The 13733-nt window shown below is 56.7% G+C and carries 10 protein-coding genes; 8 read left to right on the top strand and 2 right to left on the bottom strand.

Annotated features, from left to right (window positions below; translation table 11 throughout):
- The first annotated feature begins 150 nt into the window (after positions 1 to 150).
- From OGV82_RS01925 to OGV82_RS01910, 4 genes are read left to right on the top strand one after another with little or no spacing between them, the layout of a single operon-like run.
- Complete coding sequence (locus tag OGV82_RS01925; protein ID WP_012133656.1) at positions 151 to 1272, top strand: efflux RND transporter periplasmic adaptor subunit; 1122 nt, start codon at positions 151 to 153, stop codon at positions 1270 to 1272.
- The gene (locus OGV82_RS01920) at positions 1272 to 4379 is read left to right on the top strand and encodes an efflux RND transporter permease subunit (protein WP_101743918.1); all 3108 of its coding nucleotides are present in this window, start codon (positions 1272 to 1274) and stop codon (positions 4377 to 4379) included. Before OGV82_RS01925 ends, OGV82_RS01920 begins: the two co-directional genes overlap by 1 nt.
- Positions 4380 to 4382: 3 nt before the next feature.
- On the top strand, positions 4383 to 5747 hold the full coding sequence (locus OGV82_RS01915; protein WP_047458592.1) for an efflux transporter outer membrane subunit: 1365 nt from the start codon (positions 4383 to 4385) through the stop codon (positions 5745 to 5747).
- An 18-nt stretch (positions 5748 to 5765) separates the two neighbouring features.
- Entirely contained in the window at positions 5766 to 6935 is a 1170-nt protein-coding gene (locus tag OGV82_RS01910; protein ID WP_047458588.1) for a multidrug effflux MFS transporter, read from the top strand.
- On the opposite strand, the gene OGV82_RS01905 is transcribed toward OGV82_RS01910, so the two are convergent.
- Positions 6901 to 7533 (bottom strand): LysE family transporter, encoded by a 633-nt coding sequence (locus tag OGV82_RS01905; protein WP_047458585.1) that lies wholly within the window; start codon positions 7531 to 7533, stop codon positions 6901 to 6903. The two genes, OGV82_RS01910 and OGV82_RS01905, sit on opposite strands and share 35 nt — an antisense overlap.
- 198 nt (positions 7534 to 7731) lie before the next feature.
- Here OGV82_RS01905 and yahO point away from each other — a divergent pair, with 198 nt between their 5' ends.
- A complete protein-coding gene (gene yahO, locus OGV82_RS01900) occupies positions 7732 to 8007 on the top strand; it encodes a DUF1471 family periplasmic protein YahO (protein WP_012133651.1) in 276 nt (91 codons plus the stop codon).
- Positions 8008 to 8217: 210 nt separating this feature from the next.
- On the opposite strand, the gene prpR is transcribed toward yahO, so the two are convergent.
- Positions 8218 to 9804: a propionate catabolism operon regulatory protein PrpR gene (gene prpR, locus OGV82_RS01895; RefSeq protein WP_012133650.1), complete on the bottom strand. Its 1587-nt coding sequence runs from the start codon at positions 9802 to 9804 to the stop codon at positions 8218 to 8220.
- 265 nt (positions 9805 to 10069) lie between these two features.
- On the opposite strand from prpR, the gene prpB reads away from it, so the two are divergent.
- The 3 genes from prpB to OGV82_RS01880 all read left to right on the top strand — a co-directional run bounded on the left by prpB (position 10070) and on the right by OGV82_RS01880 (position 13731).
- Positions 10070 to 10948, top strand: coding sequence for a methylisocitrate lyase (gene prpB, locus OGV82_RS01890; protein ID WP_024130618.1), 879 nt, complete (start codon positions 10070 to 10072; stop codon positions 10946 to 10948).
- Between the two features lie 122 nt (positions 10949 to 11070).
- Positions 11071 to 12240, top strand: coding sequence for a bifunctional 2-methylcitrate synthase/citrate synthase (gene prpC / locus OGV82_RS01885; protein WP_047458582.1), 1170 nt, complete (start codon positions 11071 to 11073; stop codon positions 12238 to 12240).
- A gap of 39 nt (positions 12241 to 12279) precedes the next feature.
- On the top strand, positions 12280 to 13731 hold the full coding sequence (locus tag OGV82_RS01880; RefSeq protein ID WP_047458578.1) for a bifunctional 2-methylcitrate dehydratase/aconitate hydratase: 1452 nt from the start codon (positions 12280 to 12282) through the stop codon (positions 13729 to 13731).
- Positions 13732 to 13733: the final 2 nt, after the last annotated feature.

Raw genomic sequence — 13733 nt, 5'->3', positions numbered from 1 at the left:
TAATAATCAAAGGGAAATAAATTATTTCCCTTATTGTCGTTGTGAGAAATAGCTCATGACGCGATACCGCTGTACCTGAAATAACGTTCAGTCGCCTGGTGCTACCTTGTTAATTTTAACGGGGCAGGCGTTTCTCACCCTGGAAAAAAGATGAAATACATAACAACATCAATTATCGCGCTATTGTTATTATCCGGCTGTGATAATACGCAAACCGACAATACCGCTTCTCCGTCTCAGGAAGTGGGCGTCGTGACCCTTAAAACAGAACCCGTTTCTGTCGTCAGTGAACTGACCGGACGCACCAGCGCAGCGCTCAGTGCCGAAGTTCGCCCGCAGGTGGGGGGCATTATTCAAAAACGCCTGTTTAATGAGGGCGATATCGTCAAAGCGGGGCAGGCGCTGTATCAGATCGATCCTGCCAGCTATCGCGCCGCATGGAACGAAGCGAATGCCTCGCTCAGACAGGCGCAGGCGCTGGTGAATGCCGACTGCCAGAAGGCGCAACGTTACGCGCGGCTGGTTAACGATGACGGTGTTTCCCGCCAGGATGCCGATGATGCGCAGGCCACCTGTGCTCAGGACAAAGCCAGCGTGGAGGCAAAGAAAGCTGCATTAGAAAGCGCGCGTATCAATCTGGACTGGACCACCATTACCGCCCCGGTTTCCGGGCGCATTGGTATCTCATCCGTCACGCCTGGCGCGCTGGTGACGGCTTCACAGGAGACGGCGCTGGCGACCATTCGTGGGCTCGACACCATGTATGTCGATCTTACCCGCTCCAGCGTGGATTTGCTGCGCCTGCGTAAGCAGTCTCTGGCGACCAACAGCGATACCCTGAACGTGACGCTGACGCTTGAAGATGGCACGACCTATAGCGAAAAAGGAAAGTTAGCGCTGACGGAAGTGGCGGTAGATGAATCTACAGGCTCAGTCACGCTGCGGGCGATTTTCCCCAACCCTCAACAGCAGCTGTTACCCGGTATGTTCGTTCGCGCCCGCATTGATGAAGGGATCATGAACGATGCGATCCTCGCGCCGCAGCAGGGGATCACGCGCGATGCGAAAGGCAATGCGACAGCGCTGGTGGTCACTAAAGACAATAAAGTGGCGCAGCGTACCCTGGAAACAGGCGATACCTATGGGGATAAATGGCTGGTGCTGGACGGTTTGCGTAGCGGCGACCGGTTGATCGTTGAGGGATCAAGTAAGGTCACGCCGGGTCAGCAGGTTAACGCCGTTGATGTACAACTGAACGGAGGCAAAGGCTGATGTTCTCCCGTTTCTTTGTGCGCAGACCCGTTTTCGCCTGGGTTATCGCCATTCTGATCATGCTGGCTGGTATTCTGGCGATTAAAACGCTGCCGGTTGCGCAGTATCCTGACGTGGCGCCGCCGTCGGTGAAAATCTCGGCGACCTATACCGGCGCTTCCGCCGAAACGCTGGAAAACAGCGTGACTCAGGTGATTGAACAGCAGCTTACCGGGCTGGATAACCTGCTCTATTTTACCTCGACCAGCAGTTCCGATGGTTCGGTCAGTATTGATGTCACCTTTGAACAGGGCACCGACCCTGACACCGCGCAGGTGCAGGTACAGAACAAGGTGCAGCAGGCGGAATCCCGCTTGCCGAGCGAGGTTCAACAATCCGGCGTCACGGTGGTGAAATCGCAAAGTAACTTCCTGCTGATTGCCTCCGTGTATGATAAGTCCGACCGGGCGAGCAGCTCAGATATCGCTGACTGGCTGGTGAGTAACGTACAGGACCCGCTGGCACGCGTGGAAGGGGTCGGGAGCCTACAGGTGTTTGGTGCGGAATACGCCATGCGTATCTGGCTGGACCCGGCGAAACTGGCCTCCTATTCTTTGATGCCGTCGGATGTGCAGAGCGCCATTGAAGCGCAAAACGTTCAGGTTTCCGCCGGGAAAATCGGTGCGTTACCTTCCCCTGACACACAGCAATTGACCGCTACGGTTCGCGCGCAGTCGCGCTTGCAGACGGTAGAACAATTCAAAAAGATCATTATCAAAAGCCAGTCTGACGGGGCCGTGGTACGCATCCAGGATGTGGCGCGCGTGGAGATGGGCAGTGAAGACTACACCGCCATCGCTAAACTCAACGGTCATCCGGCTGCGGGGGTTGCGGTCATGCTTGCGCCGGGGGCGAACGCGCTGGATACCGCCACGCTGGTAAAAGATAAAGTCGCTGAATTTAAACGGGATATGCCGCAGGGCTATGACGTAGCGTATCCGAAAGACAGCACCGAATTTATTAAGATCTCCGTAGAGGATGTGGTTCAGACGCTGTTTGAAGCCATCATTCTGGTGGTCTGCGTGATGTACCTGTTCTTGCAGAATCTTCGCGCTACGCTGATTCCGGCGCTGGCGGTTCCGGTCGTGCTGCTCGGTACTTTTGGCGTGCTGGCGCTGTTTGGTTACTCCATCAATACGCTGACGCTGTTTGCAATGGTGCTGGCGATAGGCCTGCTGGTCGATGACGCCATTGTGGTGGTGGAAAACGTCGAGCGTATTATGCGCGATGAAGGGCTGCCCGCGCGCGAAGCTACCGAAAAATCGATGGGGGAAATCGCTGGCGCGCTGGTGGCTATCGCTCTTGTTTTGTCTGCGGTATTCCTGCCGATGGCGTTCTTTGGCGGCTCTACCGGCGTCATTTATCGCCAGTTCTCTGTGACGATTATCTCGGCAATGCTGCTCTCGGTCGTGGTGGCGTTGACCCTGACCCCAGCCCTGTGCGGTTCGATTCTTAGCCATACCGCGCCGCATAAAAAGGGCTTCTTCGGGATATTCAACCGATTCTATAGCCGAACTGAACAGGGTTATCAGCGCGGCGTCCTGCATGTGCTGCGTCGCAGCGTCAGCGTGATGGGCGTTTATGCGCTGTTATGCGGGGCGATGGCGCTGGCGATGTGGAAGCTGCCCGGCAGCTTCTTACCGACCGAAGATCAGGGTGAAATTATGGTGCAGTACACCCTGCCCGCAGGGGCGACGGCGTCGCGAACCGCAGAGGTCAATCGTCAGGTGACAGACTGGTTTCTCAATAAAGAGAAAGCCAATACGGACGTTATTTTTACCGTCGATGGTTTTAGCTTCAGCGGCAGCGGGCAGAATGCCGGGATGGCGTTCGTTTCGCTGAAAAACTGGTCGGAGCGTAAAGGCGAAGAAAATACCGCACAGGCTATTGCGCTGCGTGCCAGTAAAGAACTGGGCGCCATTCGCGATGCGACGCTTTTTGCGATGACGCCGCCGTCGGTTGAGGGGCTGGGGCAAAGCAACGGCTTCTCTTTTGAGCTGATGGCGAATGGGGCGACCGATCGCGATACCCTGTTACAGATGCGTAATCAGCTGATCGCCCAGGCAAACCAGAGCGATATTCTGCACGCCGTGCGCGCAAATGACCTGCCGCAAATGCCGCAGCTTCAGGTGGATATCGACAGCAATAAGGCCGTCTCGCTGGGGCTTGGCTTAAGCGATGTGACCAGCACCTTATCCAGCGCCTGGGGGGGAACCTATGTCAATGACTTTATCGATCGCGGCCGCGTGAAGAAAGTCTACATTCAGGGCGACAGCGAGTTCCGTTCTTCACCTGCGGATCTGGGCAAATGGTTCGTGCGCGGCAGCGATAACAGCATGACGCCCTTTTCCGCCTTCGCCACCACCCGTTGGGAGTACGGCCCGGAAAGTCTGGTGCGCTACAACGGCTCTGCCGCCTATGAGATTCAGGGAGAAAACGCCAGCGGTTTCAGCTCCGGCGCCGCGATGGACAAAATGGAAGCGCTGGCAAACAGCTTGCCAGCTGGCACCACATGGGCGTGGAGCGGGTTGTCATTGCAGGAAAAGCTGGCCAGCGGTCAGGCTATGAGCTTGTACGCCATCTCTATTCTGGTGGTTTTCCTCTGCCTGGCGGCGCTGTATGAAAGCTGGTCGGTACCGTTTTCGGTGATTCTGGTCATCCCTCTGGGGCTGTTAGGCGCGGCGCTGGCGGCCTGGATGCGTGATTTAAATAATGATGTTTACTTCCAGGTCGCGCTGCTGACCACCATCGGCCTGTCGTCGAAAAACGCCATTCTGATCGTCGAATTTGCCGAAGCTGCGGTTGCGGAAGGCTATTCCCTGAGCCGGGCTGCGCTGCGAGCGGCGCAGACCCGTTTGCGCCCAATCATTATGACCTCTCTGGCCTTTATTGCCGGGGTTACGCCGCTGGCTATCGCCACAGGGGCCGGGGCGAACAGCCGTGTGGCGATCGGGACCGGAATCATCGGTGGGACATTAACCGCCACGCTGTTGGCTATCTTCTTCGTCCCGCTGTTCTTCGTGCTGGTTAAGCATCTGTTTACCCGCAAGTCCCGTCGTCAGGAGTAAGTTATGTTGCGTATTTTTCTCTTTGTTTTCGCTCTCCTGAGCGCAGGGTGTGTGTCGCTTGATCCGCACTACAGCACGCCCGATGCGCCGGTTCCGGCAAGTTTACCGGGTGCGCAGGGGCAGGGGAACGCTGTCAGCCGCGACTGGCAGCAGATTGTTAACGACGCGCGGCTGCAACAGGTGGTGAACACCGCCCTTAACAGTAACCGTGATGTACAAAAGGCGATTGCTGATATCGACTCCGCACGGGCGTTGTATGGCGAAGCGCGTGCCTCGTTGTTCCCGACGGTGAATGCTTCACTCAGTTCTACACGTAGCCGTACGCTGGCGAACGGAACCGGAACGAGCGCTGAAGCCGATGGCGCGGTGTCCAGCTTTGAGCTGGATCTGTTTGGCCGCAATCAGAGCCTGTCGCGGGCGGCGCGGGAAACCTGGCTTGCCAGCGAATTTACCGCGCAGAACACCCGTTTGACGTTAATTGCCGAGATCAGCACCGTGTGGCTGACCCTGGCGGCAGATAACAGCAATCTGGCGCTGGCCAGGGAGACGATGGCCAGTGCGGAAAACTCGCTGAAAATTGTTCAACGTCAGCAGCAGGTCGGGACAGCCGCCGCAACGGATGTCAGTGAAGCGATGAGCGTTTACCAGCAGGCGCGCGCCAGCGTAGCCAGCTATCAGACTCAGGTGGCGCAGGATATCAACGCCCTGAACCTGCTGGCGGGCACAACGCTGCCGGAAAGCGTGCTGCCCGGTACGCTGGAAAGCCTTGATGCGCAGGTGATTACGCTGGTGCCCGCTGGCGTCTCTTCTTCCGTGCTGTTGCGTCGGCCGGATATTCAGGAAGCGGAACATAACCTGAAAAGCGCCAATGCCGATATTGGCGCGGCGCGAGCGAATTTCTTCCCGACCATCTCCCTGACGGCAAGCGCCGGTGTTGGCAGCGATGCGCTCTCGTCCTTGTTCAGTCATGGCATGAAGGTGTGGTCGTTTGCGCCTTCCATTACGCTGCCGCTGTTTACCGGCGGCAGCAACCTGGCGCAGCTCCGCTATGCCGAAGCGCAAAAACGGGGACTCATTGCTACCTATGAAAAAACGGTGCAAAGCGCGTTCAAAGATGTGGCTGATGCGCTTGCCCGGCGTGCGACGCTGGATGAACAGCTGGATGCCCAGCGCCAGTATGTCGCCGCAGAACAAAAAACGCTGGATGTCGGGATGCGTCGTTATCGCGCCGGGGTCGGGGATTATCTGACTGTACTGACGGCGCAACGCACGCTGTGGTCGGCGCAGCAGACGCTTATCGCCCTGCAACTGACGGACAATGAAAACCGCATAACGCTCTGGCAGTCGCTCGGCGGCGGGGCCCGGTAATCAGAGGGAGGTGTTTTTATGGCGCGCGTGTCGCTTTCGTGGGTGTTGATCCTCGGCTTGTTAACCGGGATCGGGCCGCTGTGTACCGATCTTTATCTGCCCGCTCTGCCGGAGATGTCCGAACAGTTGGCAACGACGACCACCCTGACGCAACTGACACTGACGTCTTCGCTGATCGGTCTTGGGCTTGGGCAACTGCTGTTTGGCCCGCTCAGCGACCGGATTGGTCGTAAGGTTCCGTTGATCCTGTCGCTGTTGCTGTTTATTGCCTCTTCGGTACTGTGCGCGACAACTCAGGATATTCACTGGCTGATCGTCTGGCGTTTTGTGCAGGGCGCGGCGGGGGCCGGTGGTTCGGTGCTCTCGCGCTCTATTGCGCGGGACAAATATCAGGGCGTGACCCTGACCCAGTTCTTCGCGCTGCTCATGACGGTGAACGGCATCGCCCCGGTGCTTTCTCCGGTTCTGGGCGGCTACATTGCCACCGCGTTTGACTGGCGTATGTTGTTTTGGGTAATGGCGGGGATTGCGACACTGCTTTTGCTCTGCTGCATCCTGTTTATCAGTGAGACGCTGCCGCAGCGAACGCGCGGCGCATCGTTATTTTCGACCGGGCGCAGCGTGGTGAAAAATCGTCTCTTTATGCGCTTTTGCCTGATGCAGGCCTTCATGCTGGCGGGGTTGTTTGCTTATATCGGCTCTTCGTCATTTGTGCTGCAAAGCGAGTATGGCTTAAGCCCGATGCAGTTCAGCCTGCTGTTTGGCCTTAATGGGATCGGGCTGATCGTCGCCTCGCTGATTTTTTCCCGTCTTGCGCGTCGAATCATGGCAATGACGCTGCTGCGCGGCGGCTTGCTGTTGGCCGTCATCTGCGCGTTAATCACCTTGCTCTGCGCCTGGCTACAGCAGCCGGTTCTGGCGCTGGTGGCGCTCTTTTTTACCGTCGCCTTTTGCAGCGGAATTGGCACCGTGGCGGGCGCTGAGGCGATGAGCGTGGTGGACGTTCAGGAGTCAGGAACCGCCTCCGCGCTGATGGGGATGAGCATGTTTGTTTTCGGTGGCATCGCCGCGCCGTTGTCGGGGCTGGGCGGCGAAACCATGCTAAAAATGAGTCTGGCGGTGGCGCTCTGTTATGTGGCCGCTCTGCTACTGGCTAGCGGTGGTTCACGCCTTCGTAAATCAGCCTGAGGGCGAACACGCCGATGATCGCGCCAATCACCCTGCTGGCAATGCGCTGAATCCGCCCGTAAGCGCGGCGTACCGCCGGTAGGGAAAAGGCCTGGCTCAGGAAGATGCGCCAGATGACGGAAGAGAGCATGATGCCGGCCCAGGCCATCAGTCTTGCCCATGTCGGGGTTTCCGCGCTGAGCGTGACCGAGAAAATACTGATAAAAAACAGCACCGTCTGCGGATTTGACAGATCGGTTAACAGTCCCCGGCGGAAGAACACGCTCCAGGGGGCGGAAATGGGCTGTTGCAGAGTCGGCATTTGCGGGGTGGCCTGATGGCGGATGCTGTTCCAGGCAAACCATAACAAATATGCGCCGCCGACGATTTTGATCAGCGAGAAAATTTCTTCGCACTGGGTAATCAGGGTCGCCATGCCAAACAGTCCCAGCCCGGAATAAATCGCATCGCCAAGCGCCACGCCCAGCCCCGTTAATACACCGGCCCGACGCCCGGAGGCGAGGCTGGTTTGTACCACCACAAAGAGGTTTGCGCCGGGGTTAAAGAAGGTTAAGACGAACAGGCTGACGGTCAGGACAACCGCGTGCAGAGGTTCCATAGTGAGATTTCCAGGGCCTGATAGTTAACGCCATACTATTTATAGTAAAAGTGCAGGGGTGAGAGAAAGATCACAAATTATGATACATCCGGCTGACTGGATTTTTCCGCTAATCTCAACTAGTTATTTAATCACTCAGAACAGAGCATCCGTTCCGAGAAGGCGATGATAGCGTAATAACACAACCGGAGCTTTTATATGAAGACAGGATATAAAGTATTGATTGGTGCGTTAGCGTTTGTCGTAACCAACGTCTATGCCGCGGAGCTGTTGACAAAGGTCGAGTTTGAGAAAGTGGAGTCGCAATACACGAAGATAGGCACCATTAATACCAGCAATGAGACGTCAACTATGGAGGCAAAAGAGGATCTGCTTAAAAAGGCCGATGAAAAAGGGGCTGATGTGGTCGTACTGACCTCCGGGCAAACCGATAATAAAATTCATGGTACTGCGGATATCTACAAGAAAAAATAAGCTGTCATTATGCCGGATGGCGACGTAAACGTCTTATCCGGCCTACGGTTCAGTGCTGCTCGTAGCTCGTAGGCCGGATAAGCGCCAGCGCCATCCGGCAATAAGTTCTCACTCTGCTCGTAGGCCGGATAAGCGTTAGCGCCATCCGGCGATAAGTTCTCACTCTGCTCGTAGGCCGGATAAGCGTCAGCGCCATCCGGCAATAAACCTTCACTCTTTTAATCGTCGCCAGAATGTCGTCCGGCTAATACCCAGATATCGCGCCGCCGCGGTTTTATCGCCGTTAAACTGCGCCAGAACCTGCTGCGGCGTAAGCGCTGATGGCGCTTCGGGAATCGTCGCCAGCTCGGGTAAAAACTGCTGTAAAAACTGGCTATCCAGACTGGGCTGCGGCTCGACGCTTAAAAAAAGCGCCAGGCGCTCCATCATATTCCGCAACTCGCGAATATTGCCGGGCCAGGCATAGCGCAGAAGAATGGTCTGGCTTTGCGCCAGCCCCTCGCGCACCGATTCGCCAAACGGCGCGTCTAATGCCGCCAGGGACTGTTTCAAAAATCCCTCCGCCAGCGGCACGATATCTGACGGGCGCTCCCGAAGGGGCGGAAGCGTCAGGCGCAGAATGCTGAGACGATAAAACAGATCGGTGCGAAATTGCCCCTGCTTTATCGCCTGTTCCAGATTGCAGTGCGTGGCGCTGATGACCCGTACATCTACCGGGACAGGCTGATGCCCGCCAACGCGCGTCACCTCTTTCTCTTCCAGTACGCGCAGCAGACGGGTCTGTAAGGGCAGGGGCATTTCCCCGATCTCATCCAGAAACAGCGTCCCGCCGTGGGCGATTTCAAACAGACCGGCGCGTCCGCCGCGTCGGGAACCGGTAAATGCCCCCTCCTCATAACCGAATAACTCTGCTTCAAGCAGCGATTCGGTAATTGCGCCGCAGTTAATGGCCACAAACGGAGGCGTTTTTTTACCGCTGCGCTGGCCCCGACGGGCAAAAAACTCGCGGTGAATCGCCTGCGCCGCCAGCTCTTTACCGGTGCCGGTCTCACCCTGAATCAACACCGCCGCGCTGGAGCGGGCGTACAGCATGATCGTATGGCGAACCTGCTCCATTTGCGCGGAATGGCCGCGCATATCTCCCAGATCGTAGCGGGTGCGCAGCCCGTTGCCGGAGGCATATTGGCCGCCATGTTGCAGCGTCAGCCGGGTCATATCCAGCGCATCGCTAAACGCCTGACGCACGGTGGCCGCAGAATAGATAAAAATGCCGGTCATCCCGGCTTCTTCCGCCAGATCGGTAATTAGCCCTGCGCCGACTACCGCCTCAATGCCGTTGGCTTTCAGTTCATTAATTTGCCCACGGGCATCCTCTTCGGTGATGTAGCTGCGCTGTTCCAGACGCAAATTAAACGTTTTTTGAAAGGCGATCAGCGCGGGGATCGTCTCCTGGTAGGTGATAACGCCAATGGACGAGGTCAGTTTGCCGGCTTTCGCCAGCGCCTGGAGCACGTCGAATCCGCTGGGTTTTATCAGGATCACCGGTATGGAGAGGCGGCTTTTTAAATAAGCGCCGTTGGAACCCGCCGCGATAATGGCGTCACAGCGCTCGGTCGCCAGTTTTTTACGGATATAGTTCACCGCTTTTTCAAACCCAAGCTGGATGGGGGTGATGGTCGCCAGATGGTCGAACTCCAGGCTGATGTCGCGAAACAACTCGAACAGACGCGTTACCGAGACCGTCCAGATCACCGGCTTGTCATGATTATCGCGAGCGGGAAGGTGCGTGTCAGCCATAGCAGTTGATGTTGTATTGAGGGACCGAGATTTTGTTTTAGTCGTGTTTCATAAATGTTGCAATGAAACAGCGCGAACCGTTTCATGAAACGTTAGCTGACACGCTTTTGTCCTGATGAAAGGTATGGTTAAGTTTGTGTTTTTTGTTATTTGTTTGAATTATAAGAAAAAACAAAATTCTCTCTTTTTCAGCGATCGCTCTGGCATTCCCTTTGCTCTATGTGAATCAACATTAAATAACAAGTTGATAACAAGAGGACGGGATATGTCTCTACACTCTCCGGGCCAGGCGTTTCGCGCTGCGCTCACCAAAGAAAACCCCTTACAGATCGTCGGCGCCATCAATGCCAATCACGCATTGCTGGCCCAGCGCGCAGGCTATCAGGCGATTTACCTTTCCGGCGGCGGCGTGGCGGCGGGATCGCTGGGTCTGCCGGATCTGGGGATCTCCACGCTGGATGATGTGTTGACCGACATCCGCCGTATTACCGACGTCTGCCCGCTGCCGCTGCTGGTGGATGCCGACATCGGCTTTGGTTCCTCCGCCTTTAACGTGGCGCGTACGGTGAAGTCGATGATCAAAGCCGGCGCCGCTGCGCTGCATATCGAAGATCAGATCGGCGCGAAACGCTGCGGCCATCGCCCGAATAAGGCGATCGTGTCCAAAGAGGAGATGGTGGACAGGATTCGTGCGGCGGTGGATGCGCGTACCGATCCTGACTTCGTGATCATGGCGCGTACCGATGCGCTGGCGGTGGAAGGATTAGAGGCGGCGATCGATCGCGCGCGGGCTTATGTGGAAGCGGGGGCCGACATGCTGTTCCCGGAAGCGATTACCGAGCTGTCAATGTATCGCCAGTTCGCCGATGCCGTACCGGTGCCGATCCTGGCGAATATCACGGAGTTTGGCGCGACGCCGCTGTTTACCACCGACGAACTGCGCAGCGCTAACGTGGCGATGGCGCTCTATCCGCTGTCGGCATTTCGCGCCATGAATCGCGCTGCCGAGCGTGTCTATAACGTGCTGCGCCAGGAAGGCACGCAAAAAAACGTTATCGACATCATGCAGACCCGCAACGAGCTGTACGAAAGCATCAATTATTACCAGTACGAAGAGAAGCTGGATGCGCTGAACCTGAAGTAGAGCTGTAGGCCGGATAAACGAAGTGCCATCCGGCAATGCCTGATGGCGGCTGCGCCTTATCAGGCCTACAACGGCGAAACGTACACCCTCAATACCCTACATATAACAATGACGAGGACAACATGAGCGATACGACGATCCTGCAAAACAACACCCATGTCATTAAGCCCAAGAAATCTGTCGCATTATCGGGCGTTCCGGCCGGAAATACCGCGTTGTGTACCGTGGGAAAAAGCGGCAACGACTTACACTATCGCGGGTACGATATTCTCGATCTCGCGGAGCATTGTGAATTTGAAGAAGTCGCGCATCTGTTAATTCACGGCAAATTGCCCAATAGCGATGAACTCCATGCCTATAAAAATAAGCTGAAAGCATTGCGTGGATTACCGGCCAATGTACGCACCGTGCTGGAAGCATTGCCTGCGGCGTCGCACCCGATGGACGTCATGCGCACCGGCGTGTCGGCTCTCGGCTGTACGCTGCCGGAAAAAGAGGGGCATACCGTTTCCGGCGCGCGCGATATCGCCGACAAACTGCTGGCCTCGCTCAGTTCCATCCTGCTCTACTGGTATCACTACAGCCATAACGGCGAACGTATTCAGCCGGAAACTGACGACGACTCCGTCGGTAGCCATTTCCTGCATCTGCTGCACGGCGAGAAGCCGTCGCAAAGCTGGGAAAAGGCGATGCACATCTCGCTGGTGCTGTATGCCGAGCATGAATTCAACGCGTCCACTTTCACCAGCCGGGTGATTGCAGGGACGGGCTCCGATGTCTACTCCGCCATCATCGGCGCGATTGGCGCGCTGCGCGGCCCGAAGCACGGCGGGGCGAATGAGGTATCGCTGGAAATTCAGCAGCGCTACGAAACGCCGGAGGAAGCCGAGGCGGATATCCGCAAACGCATTGAAAATAAAGAGGTGATCATTGGTTTTGGCCATCCGGTCTACACCATTGCCGATCCGCGCCATCAGGTGATCAAACGCGTGGCGAAACAGCTTTCGGAGGCCGGTGGTTCGCTGAAGATGTACAACATCGCCGACCGTCTGGAAAACGTGATGTGGGAATCGAAAAAGATGTTCCCCAACCTCGACTGGTTCTCGGCGGTCTCCTACAACATGATGGGCGTCCCCACCGAAATGTTCACCCCGCTGTTTGTGATCGCCCGCGTCACCGGCTGGGCGGCGCACATCATCGAACAGCGTCAGGACAACAAAATTATCCGACCTTCCGCCAATTATACCGGCCCGGAAGATCGCGAATTTATTCCGCTGGATCAGCGCCAATAACTTTATTTCTCTAACGATAAAACGCAGGAAATGTACCCTATGTCCGCACAAATAATGAACATTCGCCCGGAATTTGACCGTGAAATCGTGGATATCGTCGATTACGTCATGAACTACGACATCACCTCTAAAGTGGCCTGGGACACCGCCCACTACTGCTTGCTCGACACGCTGGGCTGCGGTCTGGAAGCGCTGGAATATCCGGCCTGTAAAAAACTGCTGGGGCCGATCGTTCCGGGCACCGTCGTGCCGAACGGCGTACGCGTACCGGGCACCCAGTTTCAGCTCGATCCGGTGCAGGCGGCGTTTAATATCGGCGCGATGATCCGCTGGCTCGACTTCAACGATACCTGGCTGGCGGCAGAGTGGGGCCACCCCTCTGATAACCTCGGCGGGATTCTGGCAACCGCGGACTGGCTGTCGCGTAATGCGGTTGCCGCAGGCAAAGCGCCGCTGACCATGAAGCAGGTGCTGGCCGGGATGATCAAAGCCCATGAGATTCAGGGCTGCATCGCGCTGGAAAATTCCTTCAACCGCGTCGGCCTGGATCACGTACTGCTGGTCAAAGTGGCTTCGACAGCAGTTGTCGCCGAAATGCTGGGGCTGACGCGTGATGAGATCCTCAACGCGGTGTCGCTGGCGTGGGTGGATGGTCAGTCGCTGCGTACCTATCGCCATGCGCCAAACACCGGAACACGTAAGTCCTGGGCGGCGGGCGATGCCACCTCCCGCGCGGTGCGTCTGGCGCTGATGGCAAAAACCGGTGAGATGGGCTATCCGTCGGCGCTGACGGCGAAAACCTGGGGCTTTTATGACGTCTCTTTCAACGGCGAGCCGTTCCGCTTCCAGCGTCCGTATGGTTCTTACGTCATGGAAAACGTGCTGTTCAAAATCTCCTTCCCGGCGGAGTTCCACTCGCAGACGGCGGTTGAAGCCGCCATGACCCTCTTTGAACAGATGCAGGCGGCGGGCAAAACGGCGGCGGATATTGAGAAAGTGACGATTCGCACCCATGAAGCCTGCATTCGCATCATCGACAAAAAAGGGCCGTTGAATAACCCGGCCGACCGCGACCACTGCATTCAGTACATGGTGGCGATCCCGCTACTGTTCGGGCGCTTAACGGCGGCGGATTATGAGGACGGCGTAGCGCAGGATAAACGCATTGACGCCCTGCGCGAGAAGATAACCTGCTTTGAAGACCCGGCGTTTACCGCCGACTATCACGACCCGGAAAAACGCGCCATCGCCAACGCTATCACCCTTGAATTTACCGATGGTTCACAGTTTGCCGAGGTGGTCGTGGAGTACCCGATTGGCCACGCTCGCCGCCGTACCGACGGCATTCCGAAGCTTATCGATAAATTCAAAATCAACCTGGCGCGTCAGTTCCCGACCCGTCAGCAGCAGCGCATTCTGGATGTCTCCCTGGACAGAACTCGCCTGGAGCAGATGCCGGTCAATGAATACCTCGACTTATTTGTCATCTGAGC

Origin of the sequence: Citrobacter sp. CK191, from assembly GCF_030333435.1 — a bacterium.
GTDB classification, from domain to species: Bacteria; Pseudomonadota; Gammaproteobacteria; order Enterobacterales; family Enterobacteriaceae; genus Citrobacter_B; species Citrobacter_B koseri.
The sequence above is the reverse complement of the archived record's forward strand: the minus strand, read 5'-3'. Positions and strand labels throughout refer to the sequence as shown.

Coding starts and splice junctions, on each gene's coding strand:
- prpR (WP_012133650.1), bottom strand. CDS start 9,804: ATGGCTGACACGCACCTTCCCGCTCGCGATAATCATGACAAGCCGGTG.
- prpB (WP_024130618.1), top strand. CDS start 10,070: ATGTCTCTACACTCTCCGGGCCAGGCGTTTCGCGCTGCGCTCACCAAA.
- yahO (WP_012133651.1), top strand. CDS start 7,732: ATGAAGACAGGATATAAAGTATTGATTGGTGCGTTAGCGTTTGTCGTA.
- OGV82_RS01905 (WP_047458585.1), bottom strand. CDS start 7,533: ATGGAACCTCTGCACGCGGTTGTCCTGACCGTCAGCCTGTTCGTCTTA.
- OGV82_RS01925 (WP_012133656.1), top strand. CDS start 151: ATGAAATACATAACAACATCAATTATCGCGCTATTGTTATTATCCGGC.
- OGV82_RS01910 (WP_047458588.1), top strand. CDS start 5,766: ATGGCGCGCGTGTCGCTTTCGTGGGTGTTGATCCTCGGCTTGTTAACC.
- OGV82_RS01880 (WP_047458578.1), top strand. CDS start 12,280: ATGTCCGCACAAATAATGAACATTCGCCCGGAATTTGACCGTGAAATC.
- prpC (WP_047458582.1), top strand. CDS start 11,071: ATGAGCGATACGACGATCCTGCAAAACAACACCCATGTCATTAAGCCC.
- OGV82_RS01920 (WP_101743918.1), top strand. CDS start 1,272: ATGTTCTCCCGTTTCTTTGTGCGCAGACCCGTTTTCGCCTGGGTTATC.
- OGV82_RS01915 (WP_047458592.1), top strand. CDS start 4,383: ATGTTGCGTATTTTTCTCTTTGTTTTCGCTCTCCTGAGCGCAGGGTGT.